The organism is Citrobacter pasteurii (assembly GCF_019047765.1).
Classification (GTDB): domain Bacteria; phylum Pseudomonadota; class Gammaproteobacteria; order Enterobacterales; family Enterobacteriaceae; genus Citrobacter; species Citrobacter pasteurii.
In genome coordinates this window covers 2,983,369-3,004,302 of sequence record NZ_CP077262.1, presented here as the reverse complement: position 1 = coordinate 3,004,302, position 20,934 = coordinate 2,983,369, and the positions used below count along the sequence as shown (strand labels likewise).

At 52.1% G+C, this 20,934-nt stretch carries 20 protein-coding genes; 11 read left to right on the top strand and 9 right to left on the bottom strand.

What is annotated here, in order from left to right; genetic code table 11:
- Positions 1 to 28 precede the first annotated feature (28 nt).
- The 3 genes from I6L54_RS14680 to ydhT are packed head-to-tail and all read left to right on the top strand — an operon-like array spanning position 29 to position 2,295.
- On the top strand, positions 29 to 697 hold the full coding sequence (locus I6L54_RS14680) for a 4Fe-4S dicluster domain-containing protein (protein ID WP_005122836.1): 669 nt from the start codon (positions 29 to 31) through the stop codon (positions 695 to 697).
- Positions 694 to 1,479, top strand: coding sequence for a thiosulfate reductase cytochrome B subunit (phsC, locus tag I6L54_RS14675; protein WP_005122837.1), 786 nt, complete (start codon positions 694 to 696; stop codon positions 1,477 to 1,479). Before I6L54_RS14680 ends, phsC begins: the two co-directional genes overlap by 4 nt.
- Before the next feature lie 3 nt (positions 1,480 to 1,482).
- Entirely contained in the window at positions 1,483 to 2,295 is an 813-nt protein-coding gene (gene ydhT / locus I6L54_RS14670; protein WP_040233754.1) for a protein YdhT, read from the top strand.
- A 9-nt stretch (positions 2,296 to 2,304) separates the two neighbouring features.
- On the opposite strand, the gene I6L54_RS14665 is transcribed toward ydhT, so the two are convergent.
- From I6L54_RS14665 to I6L54_RS14650, 4 genes are read right to left on the bottom strand one after another with little or no spacing between them, the layout of a single operon-like run.
- Complete coding sequence (locus I6L54_RS14665; protein WP_005122840.1) at positions 2,305 to 2,982, bottom strand: ABC transporter permease subunit; 678 nt, start codon at positions 2,980 to 2,982, stop codon at positions 2,305 to 2,307.
- Positions 2,972 to 3,757: an amino acid ABC transporter permease gene (locus I6L54_RS14660; protein WP_040233756.1), complete on the bottom strand. Its 786-nt coding sequence runs from the start codon at positions 3,755 to 3,757 to the stop codon at positions 2,972 to 2,974. The genes I6L54_RS14665 and I6L54_RS14660 overlap by 11 nt, the downstream gene beginning before the upstream one ends.
- Positions 3,757 to 4,575 (bottom strand): amino acid ABC transporter ATP-binding protein, encoded by an 819-nt coding sequence (locus I6L54_RS14655; protein ID WP_040233758.1) that lies wholly within the window; start codon positions 4,573 to 4,575, stop codon positions 3,757 to 3,759. Before I6L54_RS14655 ends, I6L54_RS14660 begins: the two co-directional genes overlap by 1 nt.
- Before the next feature lies 1 nt (position 4,576).
- A complete protein-coding gene (locus tag I6L54_RS14650) occupies positions 4,577 to 5,410 on the bottom strand; it encodes an ABC transporter substrate-binding protein (protein ID WP_040233760.1) in 834 nt (277 codons plus the stop codon).
- Between the two features lie 248 nt (positions 5,411 to 5,658).
- Here I6L54_RS14650 and I6L54_RS24615 point away from each other — a divergent pair, with 248 nt between their 5' ends.
- Complete coding sequence (locus tag I6L54_RS24615) at positions 5,659 to 5,838, top strand: hypothetical protein (RefSeq protein WP_005122845.1); 180 nt, start codon at positions 5,659 to 5,661, stop codon at positions 5,836 to 5,838.
- Positions 5,839 to 6,283: 445 nt separating this feature from the next.
- On the opposite strand, the gene I6L54_RS14645 is transcribed toward I6L54_RS24615, so the two are convergent.
- Positions 6,284 to 6,424 (bottom strand): hypothetical protein, encoded by a 141-nt coding sequence (locus I6L54_RS14645; protein ID WP_003832695.1) that lies wholly within the window; start codon positions 6,422 to 6,424, stop codon positions 6,284 to 6,286.
- Between the two features lie 92 nt (positions 6,425 to 6,516).
- Entirely contained in the window at positions 6,517 to 6,741 is a 225-nt protein-coding gene (locus I6L54_RS14640; protein ID WP_005122848.1) for a hypothetical protein, read from the bottom strand.
- Positions 6,742 to 7,223: 482 nt separating this feature from the next.
- Between I6L54_RS14640 and I6L54_RS14635 the strand changes: the two genes are divergently transcribed.
- Positions 7,224 to 8,705 (top strand): APC family permease, encoded by a 1,482-nt coding sequence (locus tag I6L54_RS14635; protein ID WP_040233764.1) that lies wholly within the window; start codon positions 7,224 to 7,226, stop codon positions 8,703 to 8,705.
- Positions 8,706 to 8,797: 92 nt separating this feature from the next.
- Here I6L54_RS14635 and I6L54_RS14630 read toward each other — a convergent pair whose 3' ends face one another.
- Both I6L54_RS14630 and I6L54_RS14625 read right to left on the bottom strand, forming a co-directional pair.
- Complete coding sequence (locus tag I6L54_RS14630; protein ID WP_040233766.1) at positions 8,798 to 9,496, bottom strand: cache domain-containing protein; 699 nt, start codon at positions 9,494 to 9,496, stop codon at positions 8,798 to 8,800.
- Positions 9,497 to 9,520: 24 nt separating this feature from the next.
- Positions 9,521 to 10,246: a FadR/GntR family transcriptional regulator gene (locus I6L54_RS14625; RefSeq protein ID WP_040233767.1), complete on the bottom strand. Its 726-nt coding sequence runs from the start codon at positions 10,244 to 10,246 to the stop codon at positions 9,521 to 9,523.
- A gap of 304 nt (positions 10,247 to 10,550) precedes the next feature.
- On the opposite strand from I6L54_RS14625, the gene I6L54_RS14620 reads away from it, so the two are divergent.
- The 4 genes from I6L54_RS14620 (at position 10,551) to I6L54_RS14605 (ending at position 15,658) form a co-directional block, all read left to right on the top strand.
- Positions 10,551 to 11,978 (top strand): aminobutyraldehyde dehydrogenase, encoded by a 1,428-nt coding sequence (locus tag I6L54_RS14620; protein WP_040233769.1) that lies wholly within the window; start codon positions 10,551 to 10,553, stop codon positions 11,976 to 11,978.
- 11 nt (positions 11,979 to 11,989) lie between these two features.
- On the top strand, positions 11,990 to 12,463 hold the full coding sequence (locus I6L54_RS14615) for an ester cyclase (RefSeq protein ID WP_005121279.1): 474 nt from the start codon (positions 11,990 to 11,992) through the stop codon (positions 12,461 to 12,463).
- A gap of 90 nt (positions 12,464 to 12,553) precedes the next feature.
- Entirely contained in the window at positions 12,554 to 14,446 is a 1,893-nt protein-coding gene (locus tag I6L54_RS14610; protein WP_040233771.1) for an NAD(P)-binding protein, read from the top strand.
- Positions 14,447 to 14,449: 3 nt separating this feature from the next.
- Positions 14,450 to 15,658: a c-type cytochrome gene (locus I6L54_RS14605; protein WP_040233774.1), complete on the top strand. Its 1,209-nt coding sequence runs from the start codon at positions 14,450 to 14,452 to the stop codon at positions 15,656 to 15,658.
- 77 nt (positions 15,659 to 15,735) lie between these two features.
- Here the strand turns inward: I6L54_RS14605 and pdxR are convergent, their stop codons facing one another.
- Positions 15,736 to 17,214, bottom strand: a complete 1,479-nt coding sequence (gene pdxR, locus I6L54_RS14600; RefSeq protein ID WP_040233775.1) for a MocR-like pyridoxine biosynthesis transcription factor PdxR — start codon at positions 17,212 to 17,214, stop codon at positions 15,736 to 15,738.
- A gap of 105 nt (positions 17,215 to 17,319) precedes the next feature.
- Here pdxR and puuE point away from each other — a divergent pair, with 105 nt between their 5' ends.
- Both puuE and I6L54_RS14590 read left to right on the top strand, forming a co-directional pair.
- Positions 17,320 to 18,582, top strand: a complete 1,263-nt coding sequence (gene puuE / locus I6L54_RS14595; protein WP_005121273.1) for a 4-aminobutyrate transaminase — start codon at positions 17,320 to 17,322, stop codon at positions 18,580 to 18,582.
- A gap of 215 nt (positions 18,583 to 18,797) precedes the next feature.
- Entirely contained in the window at positions 18,798 to 20,930 is a 2,133-nt protein-coding gene (locus tag I6L54_RS14590) for a TonB-dependent receptor (protein WP_040233777.1), read from the top strand.
- Positions 20,931 to 20,934 lie beyond the last annotated feature (4 nt).

Below are 20,934 nucleotides of genomic sequence, written 5' to 3'. Positions count from 1 at the left end.
CACTGTCACAGCATTAGAGGATAACCCGATGTCCTTCACCCGACGAAAATTTGTCATTGGCATGGGGACGGTGATTTTTTTCACCGGCCCAGGCCAAAACCTGTTAGCGAGTACGAAGAGTAATAAAAACGTTCGTTATGTCATGATCCACGACGAATCATTGTGCAACGGATGTAATATTTGCGCCCGAGCGTGCAGGAAAACGAATCATGTTCCTGTTCAGGGGAGTCGTTTATCGATAGCCCATATCCCGGTAACGGATAACGATAACGAAACGCTGTATCACTATTTTCGTCAGTCCTGTCAGCATTGTGACGATGCCCCCTGTATTGAGGTGTGTCCTACCGGTGCTTCCTGGCGAGATGAAAACGGGATTGTGCGAGTCGATACCTCTCGTTGTATCGGCTGCAGTTACTGCATTGGCGCATGCCCGTATCAGGTACGCTATCTCAATCCACAAACCAAAGTGGCGGATAAATGCGACTTCTGCGCCGAATCACGTCTGGCGAAAGGTTTCCCGCCAATTTGCGTCAATTCTTGTCCAGAACACGCGTTGATTTTTGGCCGTGAGGACAGCCCGGAAATTCAGACCTGGTTGCGGGAAAACAAGTACTATGAATATCAACTTGCAGGCGCCGGGAAGCCCCATCTGTATCGTCGGTTCGGTCAACATTTGATTAAAAAGGATAATGTATGAACGCGTCGCAGAATGCCGAACAGTTTCACGCACAGCTTGCGCAGTACGTCCCAATGTTTTCGCCGGATTACTGGCCTGTCTGGTTGGTTTTCGCCGGGTTAATGCTGGTGGGGATGTGGCTGGTGCTGGCACTCCACGCAATGTTGCGCTTACGTTCAGCGAATAAAGCGTCCGCAGGACACGGAGAGAAGGTCTATTTATACTCGAAAGCTGTCCGTTTGTGGCACTGGTCGAATGCGCTGTTATTTCTGTTGCTGCTGGCCAGCGGCCTGATAAACCATTTCACCGCTGTCAGTGCCCCAGTGATGAAAAGCCTGCTGACTGTGCATGAGGTTTGTGGCTTTTTGCTGCTTGCCTGCTGGATTGGTTTTGTCCTGATTAACCTTATTGGGGGGAACGGTCATCACTATATTATTCAGCGTCAGGGCTGGATCGGCCGGGCGCAGAGGCAGACGCGATTTTACCTGTTTGGTATTATGCAGGGCGAAGCGCATCCATTCCCGGCATCAACGCGTTCGAAATTCAATCCGTTACAGCAGGCGGCGTATGTCGGCGTGATGTACGGTTTGCTGCCGCTACTGCTGATCTCCGGGTTGCTATCCTTGTACCCACAGGTTGTGGGCGATCTGTTCCCTGGCGTACGTTACTGGTTGCTGCAGGCGCACTTTGCGCTGGCTGTCGTGAGCGTGTTTTTCATTTTTGGACATCTTTATCTCTGCACTACAGGACGCACACCGGGCGAAACCTTTAAGTGCATGGTGGATGGCTATCACCGGCATTAAGAGATGATGATTACGCGTGGTGACTTACGGGCCTGGCGCGTCGGGCCCGTGATGTATCGCTGGTTTCTGCGTGCGTTTCCTGAGGGAGGCAGCTATGCGGAGGTGCACCGTGCACTCCAGCAGGAAGGGTATAGTGACTGGGCAGATAGCCTCGTGGAATACGGCTGGTCAAGATGGCAGGATGAAGAGAATTTTGTCCAGCAGGATATCTGTGCGATGGGCCGTGTTGTCTGCCCGCAGACGGCAGACGACAACGGTAAACAATTGGCGAGCGCGGCTGATGGCGACAGTCTCGGTAGCGCGGGCGATAACATTAAAATCGTCAGCGCCGGGTACGCCGCGCAGATTGCCTGTGCAGGTTACAGCGCACGTATTGGCTGCGTGGGTTATAACGCTCATGTTGCCAGTTCCGGTGAGCGTGGCCGTATTGCCATCGCGGGAAACTCCACCCGTGTCAGTAGTGTGGGAGGCGGTACACGCATGGCCAGCACGGGTATGCGGGTGCGCATCAGTTCGCTGGGCGACAGAAGTCGTATCGCCAGCAGCGGTGATTTAACCCAGATAGCCAGTTTTGGCGCAGAGTCGAAAATCGCCAACTGCGCGGACAACGTGCAGATCATGGCCAACGGAGAAAACACCGTTATTGCCAGTACTGGCGTGGTCGATTCAATAATCCTCGGCCCCGGCGGATGCGCGGCGCTTGCCTATCACGACGGTAAGAGAATGCGCTTTGCGGTGGCTATTGAGGGTGAAAACAACATTCGCGCAGGGGTGAAGTATCGGCTCAACGAAGACCATCAGTTTGTGGCATGTTGAGCCGTGTTGTTATTTCAACGCGAACCGACGCTGAGTGATCTTCTCCAGGCTAAAACACAGCAGGTAATAGACCAGTCCGGTAAAGACAAAAATGGCAGCCGGGTAAATTTGCACCCGGCTGTTAACCTGACCCGCAACCGTCGTGAGTTCAGGCACGTTGACGATAAACGCCAGCGACGTGTCCTTGAGCAGCCCGATAAAAATCCCCGTTAGCGAGGGGAGTACGTTGCGCAGAACCTGCGGCAACAGAATTAACCCGAGCGCCTGGAGCGGACGAAACCCCTGAACGATGGCCGCATCATACTGACCGCCTGGCAGCGCAGTGATACCCGCGTACACAGAATGCATCACCGAGGCGGCGGTAAACCAGGCCAATGCCAGCGTGACGGTTATGGCTCCCGGCAAATCACTGCCTGTGAGCATGGGCAACAGATACCACATCCAGAAAATCACGAAGATTAACGGAATACCACGAATAAACTCTGCCCAGATAAACAGCCCCTTACGTATCGCCCCAGGAAAACGCCAGGCACAGCAGGCGAGTGCGATCCCGGCGGGAAGCGCCAGTGCCGCTGCGCCAATCGCCATCAACAGCGTGAGCAGAACGCCCCCCGGTTGCCCCTCTGCGATCCGTCCCCACAGGAGGTAGTCCAGATTGTCGGTAATAACCGAAATATTAGCGATCATGCAGTAGGCTCCTGAAACGGAATATGCGTGTTTTACGCGCCAACGGTTTACCTGCTGCAGACACAGGGCCAAGACGGGTTAACAACATCCCCAGAACAATACCGGTCAGCAGGTAGAGTGCCGTGCCGACGGCAAAGGCTTCCAACGCATGGGCGTTATAGCTTTCAATTTGCCGCACCTGGTACGTCAGTTCGGCAAAGCCAATGCCGCTGGCCAATGAAGACAACTTCATCAGATTAAGATATTGCCCCACGATCGGCTGCCAGGCATTTGCCAGCCCCTGAGGGAGCAGGATGTGACGAAAAGTCGCCCATGACGAAAACCCCTGTGCTATGGCTGCCTCGCGCTGCCCGCCAGACACAGCCTGCAAACCGGAGGCTACCTCTTCGACCAGAAAGGCCGAGGTAAAGACACCCAGCCCCCATGCGGAGCAGAGAAACTCCGGTGTTAACCACCAGACATCCCCCGGCAGAATGGACCAGGAATGTTCCGCATTAATGAAGGTAATCACGTCGCGAGGAAGAAGATTCCACGCAGCGAAGTACCAGAACATCAGTTGAACGAGTAAAGGGGTATTGCGAAAAACAGAGACCCACACGCTGACCATGGTGGTCGCAAAGCGCTGTCCTGTCAGGCGCAGGCTGAGCAGAAAGATGGCAAACACCGTGGCGAGTACCACGCCGGCTAGCGTGACCCAAAGCGTGGTCAGAAAACCGGAGATTATCCATTGCAGAGGTTGCCCGCTCAGCACCCCCTGCCAGTCCATTGCATGCATTATAACGATGACTCCTGGTGTAACGGGTCGAGCACTTTTTTCAGAAAACGTTGAGTCCTGGGGTGCTGAGGGCGAGTGAAAAACGCCGCAGGAGGCGCGACTTCGAGAATATCGCCGCCATCAATAAACACCACACGATCGGCAATCTCCCTGGCGAAATGCATTTCATGGGTCACGACAATCATGGTGATACCGCTATGAGCCAGACTCTTCATGACCTGCAACACTTCGCCGATCATTTCTGGATCCAGCGCGGAGGTGGGTTCATCGAACAGGATGATTTGCGGCGAGGAGGCCAGTGCGCGGGCGATAGCAACACGTTGTTGCTGTCCGCCGGAAAGTTGGGCGGCATACGCATCGGCTTTCTCGGCCAATCCTACCTGTTCCAGCAGTTCAAGTGCCCGTTGCTCAGCATCCGCTTTTTTCCAACCGTGAACATATTCCAGCGCCAGCGTGATGTTCTGCTGTGCCGTCAGGTGGGTGTAGAGATTGAATTGCTGGAACACAAAGCCAATTCGGCTGCGGAGCTGACGCAATGCGGAGCCGCGCAGCTGACCGATCGGTTTGTCATCAATAAAAATATCGCCGCCGCTCAGTGACTCCAGTTGGTTTATCAGGCGAATAAGCGTCGACTTTCCTGAGCCAGAAGGCCCGAGAATGGTGACGACTTCGCCCGGTTCAACCGACAGGCTGACACCGTTAAGCACGGTATGATTGTCATAGTGTTTTATGACATTACGCAGTTCAACACGTGCCTGGCGCAGATGCGTAAAATCCGCAGCCGAAGCTGCGGGACGATTAAAAAGGCCTGTGAGCATATTACTTCGCTTCTATTTTGAAGGCGCGGGGCTGCGGATTTTTGGTTTGCGGACCAAACCAGACATCATAAATTTTGGCTGCCTGACCGGTAGACTCGAGCTTTAACAGCTCGTCGTTCACGGCTTTCAATAGCGCAGGTTCACCTTTTTTCACTCCCACACCAATTTCTTCTTTGCTCAACAGGTCGGGCAAAATTTTGAAATTTGCTTTATCCGGTGCACCGCCTAACAACCCTGCCAGAATGGTGCTGTCCTGGGTGATCGCCTGGACATTACCATTACGCAGGGCGGTTAATGCCAGCGGAATATCGTCATAGGCCAGCACACGTGATTGTGGAAAACGCTGATGCAACGCCTGCTCACCTGTCGTCCCTTTCACCGCACCGATACGAGCCTTACTGTAGTCATCAAGCTTATCCGGCGATTTTGCCGGAACGAGGAATTGCTGTCCGGTAACGAAGTAAGGGGCGGAGAAATCGATAACCTGTGCACGCTCAGGTGTAATAGTGATATCCGCTACGATTAAATCGGCCTTACCGGACTGCAATAACGGTATACGATTAGCCGGATTGGTGGCGACCAGTTCCAGTTTAACGCCAAGTGATTTAGCCAGCGCTTCTGCGAAATCAACGTCGTAGCCGACAATTTTATGCGTTTTTGCATCAATAGAGCCGAACGGTGGATTGGCGTCAAAGGTGGCGATTTTAACCACGCCTGCGGCTTTGATATCGGCCAGTTGATCGGCCTGAGCGTATGACGCGGCAATGCCTGACGCCAGCAGGACACTGAGTGCCAGCCATGTTTTTTTTGTGCTGTGAATCGTCGTTGCCATCATTTTCTTTGAATCCCTGTTGTTTTGGTTTGTGCTTTTTACGCTCCCATAACTTGCGGCGGTGACCAAATAAGAAAAAATTCTTATCTATATACAAAATGATATTAGTGAAAGAGGTGTTAATTACGGGTGAAAATAATGAAAAATCGAAATGCAAAATAGTGCACAACGTTGGCAAAAATTCGCATTTCATTTTTTACGCATTCTGCGTTGGAATACGTTGTGTCCAACAGACAGAGGAGGCGGAGAAGATGAATGGGGTTAAATATCTTTGGTTGCGTATAAAGAATCGACATCCACAGACTCCACAACATAGTGCGGAACGAAATCTTCAGCGTGTTGTGGAGTCTGTTCTTCCTGTCGCCAGCCTGTATGGGGTGGATATCGCCAACATTGATCCGGAGTGGTTCCGTGATAAAACAACACGCTGAACTTCGCCAGACGCGCGAAGTGTACTGGAATGAAGTGTGCAAAATAATCAGTAATACTACTGAATCCTAATTCTGACCGGTAACATACATCAAAACAGGTTGCGTGATAATTTTAACGATCTCTATTATCTCATTGTCGTTGTCCGTGAACGCAGTTTTACCCGCGCCGCAGCGAAGCCGGAGAACGGCTTATCAACAGTATCAGTCCGCGTTTCGATGACATTGCAACGGATCTACTGGCATTAACTGATATTCGTCAGCGTGTGGCGGGTAATATCCATCTGACGCTCGGGGAACATGCGTTGCAATTTTTCCCGGTTATTACCTGTACTATCCCAGCCGTAGACAACATACCGCAGCCTTTGCACAGTTGATTGAGGCGTTGCGTTATACGGCGTGAAGCACAGGCTGACTAAAAAAAACCGGCATTGCGCCGGTTCAGAAATTAGATTTTGCAGGCATCGCCGCAGTCATTATCAGCAATAATTTCCTGCGCTTTTTTGTCCGCATCTTCCAGACGTTCAGCATTACGCTCTTGCGCTTCTTCCAGTCCATCAAAGACCAGATTATCGAGATCAATTTCCATCATTCACCTGCTCAGGTTCAGCGTTTAACACCGTTCCATTATATTGCAAAAATGTTGCTGAACAGCAGCGATTATTGCTACTAAGCACGTTCTTATACCAGGTCAGCGTATTTTTCCGGCAGCGTCTCCCACAGATGGCGGTTCGCGGCGCTGAGAATAATATTGCGCATATATTCCCTGGCCGTCGCGCCTTGACGCAGGCGTATTGCTTCCAGCAGCAGAAGGTGCTGCTCAACCGCACGCTCGGTTTCCCATACCCCGTCTTCAATCGCGGCCAGATCGCGGGCAGTTACGTTGACGGCGTTGGGCTCAAACATCAGACGGGTGACAACCAGTTGCCAACGTAGCAGGCCTGGTGTTTCCGCCGCTCATGGGACGGTTGAAAGATCTGACAGGAAATTATGATGTGTCTTTGGTTATTGTTGCGTTTGCCCTGGTGAGTGACGGTGGGTTGGCACTGTACGTTCTGTTAATGTTTCCCTCGCGTAACTCGCGAGTCGCTGGAAAAGAAGAAAGCCTGCGTTAACTCAAAAATCGTCGTTTCCACTGATGCGTACCTGGGCAGAAACACCCATCCGGAGGGTATCAACCATCTTACCCCTCACCCCTGAAAACCTCTCATAATTCACCTTTTATGTTAATTAAATGTTAATAAATTGAGGCGTATCCTTGTTTATTCAGGAACGTGATGTGCGATTTGTTTTAACAAATATGCGACAAAATGACTATACATATAACTTAATATCTTTTATACATTAATTGTTCAACCCTGCGACTATTCCACAAAAGAGAAAGCAATATGGAACAGACACCTGATAAGAAAAACGATAATTTTCAAAAAGATGGCAAAGAACAGTTCAACCGCTCGATCGGGCTTATTTCAAATTTTGCGTTGGGTTTTACCTACCTGTCGCCGCTTACCGCTGTTTATTCGCTGTTCGCGTTGGCAGTGACGCTGGCGGGCCCCCCCGCTGTGTGGTGGATTTTGATCGTCGCGTGTGGGCAGTTGTTAGTCGCCCTGGTGTTTGGTGAGGTTGCGTCTCAATATCCGATCACCGGGGGGCTGTATCCCTGGGCGAGAAGGTTGTGGGGTAAGAAATATGCGTGGATCGCCGCCTGGATCTACCTGTGGGCGCTGGTGGTGACGATTACCTCGATCGCGGAATACACATCAACATTTGTGGAATCACTCTTTCATTATGGCCAGACACCCGCCACCATGCTGGTGACCTCCGTCTTGCTGCTGCTCTTGATGATGGCCGTTAATATGTCCGGGACAAGGAATCTGGCGAGGGTCGCCAAAATTGGTTTCTGGTGTGAAATCGTCAGCGTGATTGCGCTGGGTATTTACCTGCTAATTTTCCACCGTTCACAGCCTTTCTCCGTCATCTTTGATTCGATGGGGGTACTGGCGCATGACGGAAGTTATTCCACCGCCTTTATGTCTGCCGCGTTGATGGGCCTGTTTATGTTCTTTGGCTTTGAGGCGTGCGGTAACGTGGCAGAAGAGGTGCAAAATCCAAGCAAAAAAATTCCGGTAGCCATGGTTTTAAGTATCGTGTTTGGCGCGATCTCCGCCATTATTTCCGTCATGGGCTATCTGTTGGCGTCACCGAACCTGGTAAGTATCGTGAATGGTAAAACCGCCGATCCGATCCCGGCAATCCTCAATGAAGCGCTGGGGGAAACCGGTGCGACGGTCTTTATCGTCGTCGCGATTATCGCGATGCTGTCGTGCATTCTGTCTCTGCAAGCGGCATTAAGTCGTCTTATCTTTTCTTTCTCCCGCGACAGAATGCTGCCGGGCAGTGAGTGGATGGCCAAAATTTCTAAAAATGGTGTCCCGGATAATGCCATGGTCGTCAGCTGCGTGTTGCCGGTTATCATTTGTGTCTGGGTCTATTTCCAGCCAGATAACTTATCGCGTATCACCGCATTCGCTGTGATCGGCATTTATATTTCATTCCAGATGGTGGTACTGGCCGCGCTGCGTCAACGCCTGAAAGGCTGGAAACCCGCCGGAGAGTGGACGATTGGAGGTTGGGGGGTGATTGTAAACGTGCTGGCATTGGCTTACGGTCTGTGTGGGATCTGGTTACTGGCACAGCCTGCTGACAGCAGTGATTTCATCGATCGGTGGACAGTACTGTTTGGCCTGGCGATTGTGGTAGGTTCAGGATTGATCTACATGTTCCTTACCCGACCGTTTGGCCGCTCGGCTGCACCGGAAAACGATGCTATTGCCTACGCCACGAAGCTCAATATGGGGCAGGATAACTAAAATTAAGGGCCTTCGGGCCCTTAGTTTCGCACGTTTTGCGCGCCGGATACGACGCTGGCATCCTTATCCGGTAACGCTCAGTCTTGAATTGACTATTTCTGGTAGTGATAAAGGATAAAGTAGTCGCTTTGATACACCACCGTGCTGTGCGCAGGTGACAATAATTCACCGACGCGAAAGCGCGGCCAACTGGAAAAGATGATCCGGTTTTCCAGATTGGTCAGAATGACATAATCAGGGTGAGTGCAGGAGAGCAGTTCGGCTTCTATCTGGCTGACCAGCAGATCGACGGCGGCGACGCCGAGGAACTGATCATGGTAGTAAACCGGAACCGCTGAGGTTAGGGTATAGGAGATGTTACAGATATAGTCGACATACGGGCCATGGATGTACGCTTCACCTGCCGGAGGCGAATGCTTAAACCACTCAAAGGTTCTGAAATCCAGCCGCTGTTGCGTCGCCTGATCCAAATCCAGATGTGCCTGACTCAATCCATTATCTTTTTTATACCACCATTCCAGCAGCCAATATTCTTTGCTGGTTGCTGTACTCTCAATATGGCTGGCGAAACCTGCGCCCGAACAGTAGTGATTGTTGTTCAGTGTGCTCTTGATGTGTTGCTGAACCGTTGATCTGACAGCGGGGTCGAGGACAACTTCGGCTGAGCCCTTTTGCACACCGGCAATGGCCTCGTGAATGCTCCTCGCCAGCGCAACGGTAGACTCTACGGTAGAGACGGTAATATCATCAATTTTACGGATTAATGCGCTTAAGGATGTCGAAGAGCTCATGATCTGTCCTGCCTTCACTGATTGTCAGTTCGAGTTATATTTCAGCTTTTTTTCAATAAGGTAATAGGTAAACGTGTCGATGATCTGCGTGGCGTACTGGACTGACCCGGTCTCGTTATGGGCGGCTAGCGCGTCGGCCAGCGCCGAATAAAGCGCAATAATTTCCGCATGAATATTGTCGGCGCGATAGAGTATTGCCACCAGTGATGCCCACTCGGCCTGGACCTGAAGCTCCTGGTTGGCCAGCCGTGCCGAATGAGAGCTGGCCGCAATTGCCAGCAAACAACGCATATCGGCCTGAGTCATTAGTTCAGGTGAGTCGGCTTTCCTCAGCACGTCTACAAACTCGCGAAATTTGGCAATATCCGCCGCGGTCATGCGTCTGGAGGCTAACCTGGCGCTGTGGCTGATAATGGCGCAATGCATTTCGCCTAAATCCGAAAGGTAATCGGTACTGATCGATTTAAACGGATGCAGGGCGCTATTTTTGCCATCAATATTCTCGCAAACGAAGCTCCCGCCATTACGGCCACGAACCGTATGGATAAGATTATTAGCCCGAAGCGTATTGAGCGCTTCTCTGATAGTGATATGTGAGACACCCATCATTTTTGCCAAATCGGTTTCATTGGGCAGCTGTTCTTTTGGCTCCAGCAACCCGGTAATAATGGCGTTTGAAAGGCGCTGCACTATCTGGTCTGAACGACTGACCTGCCCGATAGGCGCAAATATGACCGCATGAGTAATCATAATCTTTTCTGCACTCAATTCCCTGAAACAACGACCATTTTTAACACATGCCCGCGGGGCACGAAAGGTCAGAATGGCCGCGTTATTTTACCTGCCCATGCGCAACATCGCTGCACAGGCGGATGTGTGTCCCGATAGCGTCAAAACGCACTGCGCGCTGACGATGAAAAGCCTTACCCTGAAAATGTAAAATTTAAGTTAAAAATGCGAGGTTTATCATAGTGTCAATGTTGCGCATTTGAAAAACTTTTACAATATATATATTACATAAGATTCTTTATGTATTAATTGACGGGAGACAAGCATGAGAACCCTGAAGCATTTTATAAACGGGCAATATGTAGCGGGTAACACAGAAGACATGTTTGAGCTGGTGAGCCCGGTTGACGGTGAAACGTACGCGTTATCGCCTAATGCCGGTGCGACTGAGGTGGAGCTTGCCTACTTGGCGGCCGCGGCGGCCTTTAACACGTGGAAGAAATCGACACCAGCCCAGCGGCAAAAAGCACTGCTGCAACTGGCGGATGAGATAGAAAAAAATGTTGAACGACTGGTCAACGCGCAAAGCCAGGAAACCGGTCAATTGCGTCATTTTATCGAAAAAGAAGAGATCGCAGCCTCGTGCGATGCGATCCGTTTTTTTGCCGGCGCAGCGCGTTGTCTGGAAGGGAAGGCCGCCGGAGAATATTCCGCCGGGTTCACCTCAACGATTCGTCGTGAGCCGTTGGGCATTGTGGGACAAGTTACACCGTGGAACTACCCGTTTATGATGGCAGTGTGGAAGATTGCACCGGCGCTGGCCGCAGGCAATACGGTAGTTTTAAAACCGAGCGATACCACCCCGGTAAGTACGCTGCTCCTGGCTGAACTGGCGGCACCCTTATTTCCGCGCGGGGCGTTTAACGTCGTGTTGGGCAAGGCCAGTACTGGCTCGCTGGTGGTTTCTAACCCGACGGCTTCATTGGTGTCGATTACCGGTTCGGTACGCGCGGGTCTGCAGGTTGCGGCATCAGCAGCAGCGAACCTGACAAAGGCCCATCTTGAACTGGGTGGCAAAGCGCCCGCCGTTGTGTTTGCTGATGCCGATATGGACAAGGCGATTACTGCCATCACAACCGCAGGATTTTTCAATGGCGGACAGGATTGTACTGCCGCCACGCGCATCCTGGTGGAAGATTCTGTCTATGCGACGTTCCTGGAAAAACTGATCCAAAAAACCAAAAGTATCAAGTTTGGTCCTCCGCAGGATCAGGATGCGTTATATGGCGCTCTGAATAGCAAAAACCAGCTTGAGCAGGTGAAGGGGTTTATTGAGCGTTTACCTGCACATGCGAAAATTGAAACAGGTGGTCATGCGGGGCCTGGATCGGGTTTCTACTTTGAGCCAACGATAATTTCCGGCTTGCATCAACATGATGAAGCCATCCAACACGAAGTGTTTGGCCCGGTAATGACCATCCAGTCGTTTTCTGGTGATGAAGACGCGTTGCGCAAGGCGAATGATGTGGAATATGGTCTGGCCGCGAGCGTCTGGACCTGCAATCACAGTCGCGCTCAGCGTTTCAGTATTGATCTCGATTTCGGCACCGTATGGATTAACAGTCATATTCCTCTGTGCGCCGAAATGCCGCACGGTGGATTCAAAAAATCCGGCTACGGAAAAGATCTCTCCTCTTATTCGCTCGATGAGTATACCCGGGTGAAACATATCATGTGTGATATTTCCGAATAACAGGTAATACGATGAAAACATTAAAAATAGCCGCACTTTCATTGGTGATGTTCTCAGGATTCAGCCTGGCAGAAAGCTCACCGCTGAACACGGTAAAAGCGTATATGGCAGCATGGAATGCGCATAATGCGCCGCTGGCTGCCCAGTACCTGGCGGATGATGCCGTTTATTACGATGCCGCCGCAGGAGAGCCGGTAACCGGTCGGGAAAAAGCTGAAAAAGACGTGATCGGTGCATTTATTAAGGCGGTCCCGGATCTGACCTGGAAAATGGTCGGTAAACCTGTCGCTGATGAAGATACCGTGGCATTTCGTTGGGAGTTCTCGGGTAAAAATAGCGGTGAATGGGCGGGAAGCCCGCCGACAAATAATCCGATCAAATTTGAAGGTGTCAGCTATATTCATGTTAAGGCAGGAAAAATCACCTGGCAGGGTGATTATTATGACGCTAAAAAACTGGATGAAGAGCTAAAGCCAGTGAAGTAGTCGGCGGTATCCTCCTTGTATCTGCGAGGGGGAACCTCTCATTTGTAGTGTTTTTTAGGACAATGTGTCAGTGGCAAAAGGACAAAGTTAATGGCAATTACCCGACGTGATTTTCTCAACGGCGTGGCGGTGACTATCGCTGCGGGACTGACCCCTCTGGATCTGGTCAGAGCGGCAGGAAAGGGGCACGAATTTATTGATGGAAGTTATTATCCGCCGGCGTTAACGGGGCTACGCGGTAACCATCCGGGGTCGTTTGAAATGGCCCATGCGTTAGGCCGTGAACATAAGCACTTTGATTTAAGCACTCTGCCCATCGAGGAAGAGTACGATCTGGTGATTGTGGGCGGTGGTATCAGCGGACTGGCCGCGGGTTGTTTCTGGCATGAACTGGCCGGGAAAAACAGCAAAGTGTTGATCCTCGATAACCATGATGATTTTGGTGGTCACGCCAAACGCAACGAATTCACCTCAGCAGGCAAAAAACTTATCGGATATGGCGGGAGTGAAGCTTTTCAGTCACCCGCGCATAATTTCAGCCCCGAAGTGAATAAGCTGATGGAAACCGTCGGCGTGAGCGTCACGCGGTTGAAAAAGAGTTTTGACGTTAATTTCTATCCCGACTGGCAGCTTAGTCGCGGCGTCTTCTTCGATAAAAAGAATTTTGGTGAGACGAAAATAGTCAGCGGCGATCCGGGGCGTGCGGTATCCGATGATATTCCGCCGGATCGGCTCAATGGCCGGAATATCGAAGACTTTATTAACGACTTCCCCTTGAGTGAGGAAGATCGTAAAGCCCTGATCGATCTGCATGTGCATCCGGTTGATTATCTTGCTGGGATGACGGTTGATGAGAAAACGGAATGGCTGGATACACACAGCTATAGTGAGTTTCTTTCCACCAGGGTCGGTTTAAGCAAAATGGCGTTGCTCTATTTCCAGCAGCGTTCCAACGATTTCTTTGCCATCGGTATTGAAGGCATATCCGGTAGTGATGCTCGTGCGTGCGCATTGCCGGGAATGGAAGCGTTAGGGCTGCCGCCGCTGGACGGTGAATCGCTGGCCGACCTCGAAGAGCCATATGTCTATCATTTCCCGGATGGCAATGCGGGTCTGGCACGGTTGCTGGTCAGACACATGCTGCCGGACGCGCTGCCGGGCAATACCATGGAAGATTCTGTCCTCGCCAGACTGGATTATGAAAAGCTCGACCTGCCGGAAAATACCACGCGTTTACGCCTGAACAGCACGGTGATTAATGCGGCAAACGTGGAGGGGGGCGTTGCCGTCACCTGGCTACGCGATGGCAAAATGCATCGCGTGCGCGGTAAGAACGCCATTATGGCGGGCTATAACATGATGATCCCGTATCTGGTACCGGAAACGCCAGAGCAGCAGCAGGCCGATCTCAAACTGAACGTGAAGGCGCCGCTGGTGTACACCAATGTGGTGGTCAAAAACTGGCAAGCGTTTAAGCAACTGGGGGTTCATGAGTTTTATTCACCGGCCGCGCCATACAGCCGAATCAAGCTCGACTATCCGGTCAGTATCGGCGGATATCAACACCCGGCCTCGCCGGACGAGCCAATGGTAATTCATATGGTCTATGTGCCCACGTATCCCGGCAGTAATCTGTCCGCGAGGGAGCAGTTCCGTTTGGGACGCGCTTATTTGCTGGGGACTACGTTTGCCGCGCATGAAGAGATGATCCGTTCTCAGTTGCAGGAAATGTTTGGTTCAACCGGTTTTGACAACCAGCGGGATATCGCGGCCATTACTGTTAACCGCTGGGCGCATGGTTATGCGTATTACGCTAATTCACTGTTCGACGATATGGAAAAAATGCCGGAGATTATTGAGCGGGCGCGTAAACCTATCGGACGTATTGCTATCGCTAACTCTGATGCTGACTGGAGCGCTTATGCTCATGCTGCGATCGATCAGGCATGGCGCGCGGTTAATGAACTCAAGGATATGGGGTGATCTATGCGTAATGTAACCGTTCTAATCACCTGCCTGTTTACCGCTTCTGTCTCGGCCGCTGAATCTAACGGTGAGTACATCGCGAGGATTTCAGACTGCGTGGCATGCCATACCGCGGAAGGCGGCGCGGCGATGGCGGGAGGCAAGAAGTTCCCCACGCCGGTTGGTGATATCTATTCGACGAATATTACCCCGGATAAGACTCACGGTATCGGTAACTATTCTTACGACGATTTTGAGAAGGCCGTGCGCCAGGGGATTGCTAAAGACGGTCATCCGCTGTACCCGGCGATGCCTTATCCTTCTTACTCGAAACTGTCCGACGCAGATGTTCAGGCGCTGTATAGCTATTTCATGCATGATGTTAAGCCGTCAGCAGAGCCCAATAAAGAGAACGCTATTCCCTGGCTGATCTCGGCCCGCTGGCCGCTGCATATCTGGAATTGGTTGTTTACCAATGCGCCAACTGCCGCTGTTGAAGACAACAAAGCGGATGATACGGCAGCGCGGGTAAAACGGGGTGCTTATCTGGTGGAAGGTCCGGGGCACTGCGGGTCATGCCATACCCCGAGAGGGATGGCGATGAACGAAAAAGCCTATACCAATGCCGATGCTGAGTACCTGAGCGGGGCGATGATCGACGGCTGGTATGCGCCATCGCTGCGGGGAACCGGGATGTCTGAGCAGGCGTTAACGTCATTGCTGCTGACGGGGAAAAGCAAACATGCTGCAGTATCGGGATCGATGTCTGAAGTCGTCAGCCAGAGCACACAGTATCTGACGGACGAAGATGCCACGGCGATTGCGCAGTATCTGTTGAGCCTGAAAAGCGCGAAGACGGAATCGGCGCGTACGGCAGCCGCTACGGCCTCCTGGTCGAATTCGCCGGAAGCGGGTAAAGTGACCTATAACCGCTACTGCTCGACCTGTCATGGTCTGGAAGGGAAAGGGACCGATGATAATGCACCTTCGCTCATTCACAACCCGTTAGTGATGGTAGATGACCCAACGCCGTTGTTCAGGGTGATTGCCCACGGCGCAGAAACACCGACGACACGGGGGAATGTCTCTTTTAAGATGCCAGCCTATGGCGGGTTGCTCAGCGACAGCGAAATGCGCGATGTGATCAATTACGTGCGTAAAAGCTGGGGTGAAGGTAATGGTGAGGTTAGCCAGGAAGATCTGTCCGGGATTAAAAAAGCCTCACATTAATCTATGCAATGATGCCGGATGGCGCTGCGCTTATCCGGCCTACGAATTACGCATTTTTGTAGGCCGGATGACAGTGCTTACTCGGTGTTTATCCTGATAATACCCGCCAGTCGGGTAAACGCCGCAGCCATCTCATGTTCTTCAATACTGGCAAAGCCCAGCAGCAGACCGCTGCGTTTTTCTTCTTTCACGTAGTACCGCGAAAGCGGGCGAACCAGAAGACCTTGTGCGTTGGCCTGTTGGGCAATGGCGCTATCATCAGTACCCACAGGTAGCTGTAAAATCAGATGTAGTCCGGCGTTGCTGCTGTAAGGTCCCAGATAATCCTCACCAAGCTGGCTGATGATGAGCTCTACCAACGTATGGCGTCGGCGGCTATATAACTGGCGCATTTTACGGATGTGCGCCGCATAGTAACCCTCACGAATAAACTCAGCCAGCGCCGCCTGAATCAGGAGATGACCACCACGATAGAGATCGTTATGTACCTTCATCAGTGGGGCGGCAAGCGGTTTGGGTATCACAACGTACCCGAGCCGCAGTGCCGGATAGAGGGTCTTGCTGAAGGTGCCGATATAGATAACCGGAGCATCTTCTTCCAGTCCCTGCAATGACGGGATGGGTTGGCCGGAAAAACGAAACTCGCTGTCGTAGTCATCTTCCACAATCCAGCTGTGCGTTTCACGAGCCTGATAGAGTAGCTGCCGTCGTCGACCAAGGCTCATTACCGGGCCAAGCGGATATTGATGTGACGGTGTCACAAAAATAAGTTTCGGCGCAGGTTCGACGCAAGCAGGCGGAACCATGCCTTGTTCATCAACCGGGATGGCCGAAAAGTTGACGGCATTGATGCGTAGAATGTTTTTTATTCCCCAGTAACCGGGTTCTTCAATCCACGTATTATCGCCAGGATTACACAACGAGCGGGTTACCAGATCCAACGCCTGGTGAATACCCTCGGTAATCAATATTTGATCTGGCGTACAGCGCACGCCGCGTGCGGTGCGCAGATAATCCGCCAGCGCTTCTTTCAGTTCAATCAAACCACCAGTGGCATCGTAGGTGAGAAACTCCGGGCGTAGCCGCCTTGCCAACCGATCCTGAATCTTTTTCAGTGCGCGATGCGGGAAAGAATGCACGTCCGGTACACCAGGAATAAAAGCCCCCCACTGGCGAGGGCTGGCGCTGGCATGCCCTAGCAGTTCAAGGCTACGGGAGGACAAACTGGCGTGGTCTTCACGTGTCGCAGGTGAAACCGGAGGTTTATTAGGGGCCAGACCGAGATTGTCCAGCACGCTGTCGGTCACAAATGTACCGCTGCTGGTGCGCGCGGAGATATAGCCTTCGGCCTGCAACTGCTCGTAAACCCGCAGGACAGTATTCCGTGATAACGCCAGCTCACTCGCCAGGTCGCGTGAAGGGGGCATGCGGGTAGCGGGTTTCAGGCCCCCCTCAAGGATGCAGCTACAGATGGCGGCATACAGGCGACGATGCAGCTTCTCGTCAGTCTGCTGGCTAAATGCATGCTTGATCACATCTCCGGCAAGTGAACGCATTTGGATCCTTAAAATAAAACGATTTGGCTCTCGATTAAAGTACCAGATGGCGTCTAAATTTAAAGGGTAATTCAACCAATTGTGTCTATGGACAAGGTGTAGAGAATGAACAATAAAAACCTGCAACAACGTCGTCTGGATGCCACCCCACGTGGCGTGGGTGTGATGTGTGATTTTTATGCCCAGTCGGCTGAAAACAGCACGATTACCGATATTGAAGGCAATCAGTATATTGATTTCGCCGCCGGGATTGCCGTGCTGAACACCGGGCATCGCCATCCGCGTCTGGTGCAGGCCGTTGAAGCGCAACTGCAAGCCTTTACCCATACGGCTTATCAGATTGTTCCCTACGAAAGTTATGTATCGCTGGCGGAGAAAATCAACGCCGTGGCGCCAATTGACGGTAAGCGTAAAACGACATTCTTTACCACCGGGGCTGAGGCCGTGGAAAATGCGGTTAAAATTGCCCGCGCTCACACCGGTCGCCCTGGCGTTATCGCCTTTGGCGGTGGTTTCCACGGGCGGACATACATGACGATGGCGTTAACCGGCAAAGTGGCGCCATACAAAAAAGGTTTCGGCCCGTTCCCGGGGTCCGTTTACCATGCGCCGTATCCTTCTGCGCTGCAGGGGATTTCAACTGCAGACTCGATTAAAGCGATAGAGCGTTTGTTTAAAGCGGATATCGATCCGAGCCAGGTCGCGGCGATTATCTTCGAACCCGTCCAGGGTGAAGGCGGCTTTGTTGTCGCACCGGCGGAATTTGTCGCGGCAATTCGCCGTATCTGCGATGAGCATGGCATCGTGATGATTGCCGATGAGGTGCAAAGTGGGTTTGCCCGCACCGGGGAGCTGTTTGCGATGGATCACTATGCTGATAAAGCAGACCTGATGACCATGGCAAAAAGCCTTGCGGGTGGGATGCCGTTGTCGGGTGTCGTAGGCAAAGCCGATATTATGGATGCGCCCGCGCCGGGTGGACTGGGGGGGACTTACGCCGGGAACCCGCTATCGATTGCGGCAGCTCATGCGGTACTGGATATTATCCGTGATGAAAAGCTGTGCCAGCGTGCGGCAGCGCTTGGCGAGCAACTGCGTGCTGTGCTGACCGATGCGCGTGCAGTATGTCCTGAACTTGCCGAAGTGCGGGGATTAGGCTCGATGATTGCCGCTGAATTCTGCGATGCGGCCACGGGGGAACCCAGTGCTACCGCCGCGCAGCGCGTGCAGAAAAAAGCGCTCGAGCAGGGGCTGCTGCTGTTAACCTGCGGCCAGTATGGCAACGTGATCCGCTTCCTTTACCCACTGACTATCCCGCAGGATCAGTTTGCAAAAGCGTTAGAGATAATCAAAACGTCGATGAAGTAATTTCGTTCAGCACCGATCGTGTGTAAAGCCGACAGTAGCCATTACCGTCGGCTTTTTTATTGTCGCCAATTCGTCAGTTCCCATCGTTATATATTTACATATATATCGATTAGGCCTATTCTATTCATCATACAAATATAATAAACGTGCCCCGCAAGAGAAGGCGCTTGTGTTAGCGACCGCCAGTCTTTCTATCTAACGAATTGAATCAACACATGTTAAATTGCAAAATCACCCCAATTGCCTCCGGGTTGCTGACTTTTTCTTGTCTTGCTGCCCCCCTGTCGGCCCATGCTGATGACACCATTACCGTTACTGCCTCCGCGCCTGCTCAATCTTCTTTCCCCGGGCAGGAGCCTGCGGCGGCTGAAAAAAAGGCGACGATCGGTAGCCTGGGCCAGCGAGAGTTAATTGATGTTCCGTGGTCGGTACAAACACTGTCGAAAAAAGTGATTGATCAGCAACAAATCAAAGATGTTAAGGATGTTTATCGCTACATACCGTCCGTGCAGGGAGAGGGTGTTCGACCACAAACCCGTGGCATGCAAGGGAGCGTGGTGCAAAACCATATGATTGATGGGCTGAATGCCGTTTCCACCACCGAATATCCGACAGAGCAGTTCCAGAATATAGACGTACTGAGCGGTATCGCGGGTTCACTGTACGGGCCAGCCAACCCGGCGGGGATGTTTAATCTGGTCTCGAAACGCCCTCTGGATATGCCACTGCATCGGGTTACCGTAGGGCAAGGTACAGGGTCAGGAACGCTGGCATCACTGGATTTCAGCGGGCCTGTCGACGCGGGAGACAGAGTGAAGTACCGCCTCAACCTGATGAATGATGAAGGGCGCAGTTACACCACTGATAGTCATGTTCGCCGACAGTACGCGGGATTGGGCCTGGATTTTCAGCTGACCGATAAAACCGTGCTGGAGAGTAATTTCAGCTATTACCATTATTACGAAAAAGGCATGCCGGGCAGCTTTGCGCTGGCAAAAGGCGTGCAGTTTCCTTCGGCATTCGATCCGACTAACAGTAAATATGGTCAGTCATATGCAGGTCATGATGATGAAACGACCACCGCGGACATGCACATCAAGCATGATTTTGACGGTAACTGGATGCTGGATCTGGGGGCCTTACACCAGGTTGCTGACCGTGAATCGACGGCAGTAACCAACACCCTGACGGATAATCGGGGTCACTACACCACCACGACCTCGAATTCAGCGGCCAGTCGCTTTACGATCAACAGCTATTTAGCGAACCTGACCGGCAGCATTGATTCCGGCTGGTTGACGCAGGATATCGCGACCGGAATGCGCGGATTTGTATGGAAAAACTATAACCCGAGAAATGGGGGAACCTTTACGCTGGGGCATTCTTCACTTGATCAGCATCCCGACTATCCGCGCCCGCCTTATCCTGACTTTACTAATCGCTATCATTCGGCGACCACTACGCAGCATGCATTTCTGTTAAGCGATACGCTGCATTTCACTCCGCAATGGAGTTTATTGCTGTCTGGTAGCGAAAACCTGTTTACCGTCAGCAATTATAACAAATCCGGTCATGAAACCAGTCGCCAAAAGGATAACGGCATGAGCGGCTCCGCCAGCCTGATGTATAAACCGGTTGAGAACGTCACGCTGTACACCACCTGGGCTGACAGTTTGCAGCAGGGCGATACCGCACCTGCCGGGGCCAGCAACGCAGGACACGTACTGGATCCGTATCGCAGCCATCAGGTAGAGGTGGGGGCAAAATATGCGCCCGTCAAAGATCTGCTGCTCACCGCGGCGCTATTTGAAGCAAAACGTCCCTTCGCTTATACCAACGACAACGGCGAATTTGCTCAGGACGGTACGCAGAAAAACCGCGGGCTGGAACTGATGGCCGATGGGCATATCACAGAAAATTTACGGGTGTTAGGGGGAGCCGCCTGGTTGGACCCCATGCTGCACAATACTGCCGCCAGTAGTGCAGATGGCAAGCAGGTTGTCGGCTTGCCACGCTTTACCTCGAATGTGCTGGCAGTCTATAGCATTGAACAGGTTCAGGGACTGGATGTGGATGCCAACGTGCATTACGTCGGACGTCGGGCTACCGATAACGCGAATGACACCTGGGTAGGCAGTTATACCACGGTGGATATAGGTAGCCGTTACGCCACCAGACTGTGGAACACACCCACGACTTTCCGGTTTGATATCACTAACCTGACCGACCGCCGCTACTGGACCAACATTGTCCCCGGCGCGTTGACGGGTTATACGGGGGCCGGGGCGGCCAGTGCGCAACTTGGCGCCCCACGTCAGGCGCAGATTTCTGTTCAGGTAGATTTTTAAGGAT

What these genes read in the sequence shown, in the direction of transcription:
- ydhT (WP_040233754.1), top strand. Translation starts at nt 1,483, where the DNA reads ATGATGATTACGCGTGGTGACTTACGGGCCTGGCGCGTCGGGCCCGTG.
- I6L54_RS14665 (WP_005122840.1), bottom strand. Translation starts at nt 2,982, where the DNA reads ATGATCGCTAATATTTCGGTTATTACCGACAATCTGGACTACCTCCTG.
- I6L54_RS14605 (WP_040233774.1), top strand. Translation starts at nt 14,450, where the DNA reads ATGCGTAATGTAACCGTTCTAATCACCTGCCTGTTTACCGCTTCTGTC.
- I6L54_RS14615 (WP_005121279.1), top strand. Translation starts at nt 11,990, where the DNA reads ATGAAAACATTAAAAATAGCCGCACTTTCATTGGTGATGTTCTCAGGA.
- I6L54_RS14640 (WP_005122848.1), bottom strand. Translation starts at nt 6,741, where the DNA reads ATGTTTGAGCCCAACGCCGTCAACGTAACTGCCCGCGATCTGGCCGCG.
- I6L54_RS14620 (WP_040233769.1), top strand. Translation starts at nt 10,551, where the DNA reads ATGAGAACCCTGAAGCATTTTATAAACGGGCAATATGTAGCGGGTAAC.
- I6L54_RS14610 (WP_040233771.1), top strand. Translation starts at nt 12,554, where the DNA reads ATGGCAATTACCCGACGTGATTTTCTCAACGGCGTGGCGGTGACTATC.
- I6L54_RS14630 (WP_040233766.1), bottom strand. Translation starts at nt 9,496, where the DNA reads ATGAGCTCTTCGACATCCTTAAGCGCATTAATCCGTAAAATTGATGAT.
- phsC (WP_005122837.1), top strand. Translation starts at nt 694, where the DNA reads ATGAACGCGTCGCAGAATGCCGAACAGTTTCACGCACAGCTTGCGCAG.
- I6L54_RS14680 (WP_005122836.1), top strand. Translation starts at nt 29, where the DNA reads ATGTCCTTCACCCGACGAAAATTTGTCATTGGCATGGGGACGGTGATT.
- I6L54_RS14660 (WP_040233756.1), bottom strand. Translation starts at nt 3,757, where the DNA reads ATGCATGCAATGGACTGGCAGGGGGTGCTGAGCGGGCAACCTCTGCAA.
- I6L54_RS14590 (WP_040233777.1), top strand. Translation starts at nt 18,798, where the DNA reads ATGTTAAATTGCAAAATCACCCCAATTGCCTCCGGGTTGCTGACTTTT.
- I6L54_RS14635 (WP_040233764.1), top strand. Translation starts at nt 7,224, where the DNA reads ATGGAACAGACACCTGATAAGAAAAACGATAATTTTCAAAAAGATGGC.
- I6L54_RS14650 (WP_040233760.1), bottom strand. Translation starts at nt 5,410, where the DNA reads ATGATGGCAACGACGATTCACAGCACAAAAAAAACATGGCTGGCACTC.
- I6L54_RS14655 (WP_040233758.1), bottom strand. Translation starts at nt 4,575, where the DNA reads ATGCTCACAGGCCTTTTTAATCGTCCCGCAGCTTCGGCTGCGGATTTT.
- I6L54_RS14625 (WP_040233767.1), bottom strand. Translation starts at nt 10,246, where the DNA reads ATGATTACTCATGCGGTCATATTTGCGCCTATCGGGCAGGTCAGTCGT.
- puuE (WP_005121273.1), top strand. Translation starts at nt 17,320, where the DNA reads ATGAACAATAAAAACCTGCAACAACGTCGTCTGGATGCCACCCCACGT.
- pdxR (WP_040233775.1), bottom strand. Translation starts at nt 17,214, where the DNA reads ATGCGTTCACTTGCCGGAGATGTGATCAAGCATGCATTTAGCCAGCAG.
- I6L54_RS14645 (WP_003832695.1), bottom strand. Translation starts at nt 6,424, where the DNA reads ATGGAAATTGATCTCGATAATCTGGTCTTTGATGGACTGGAAGAAGCG.
- I6L54_RS24615 (WP_005122845.1), top strand. Translation starts at nt 5,659, where the DNA reads ATGAATGGGGTTAAATATCTTTGGTTGCGTATAAAGAATCGACATCCA.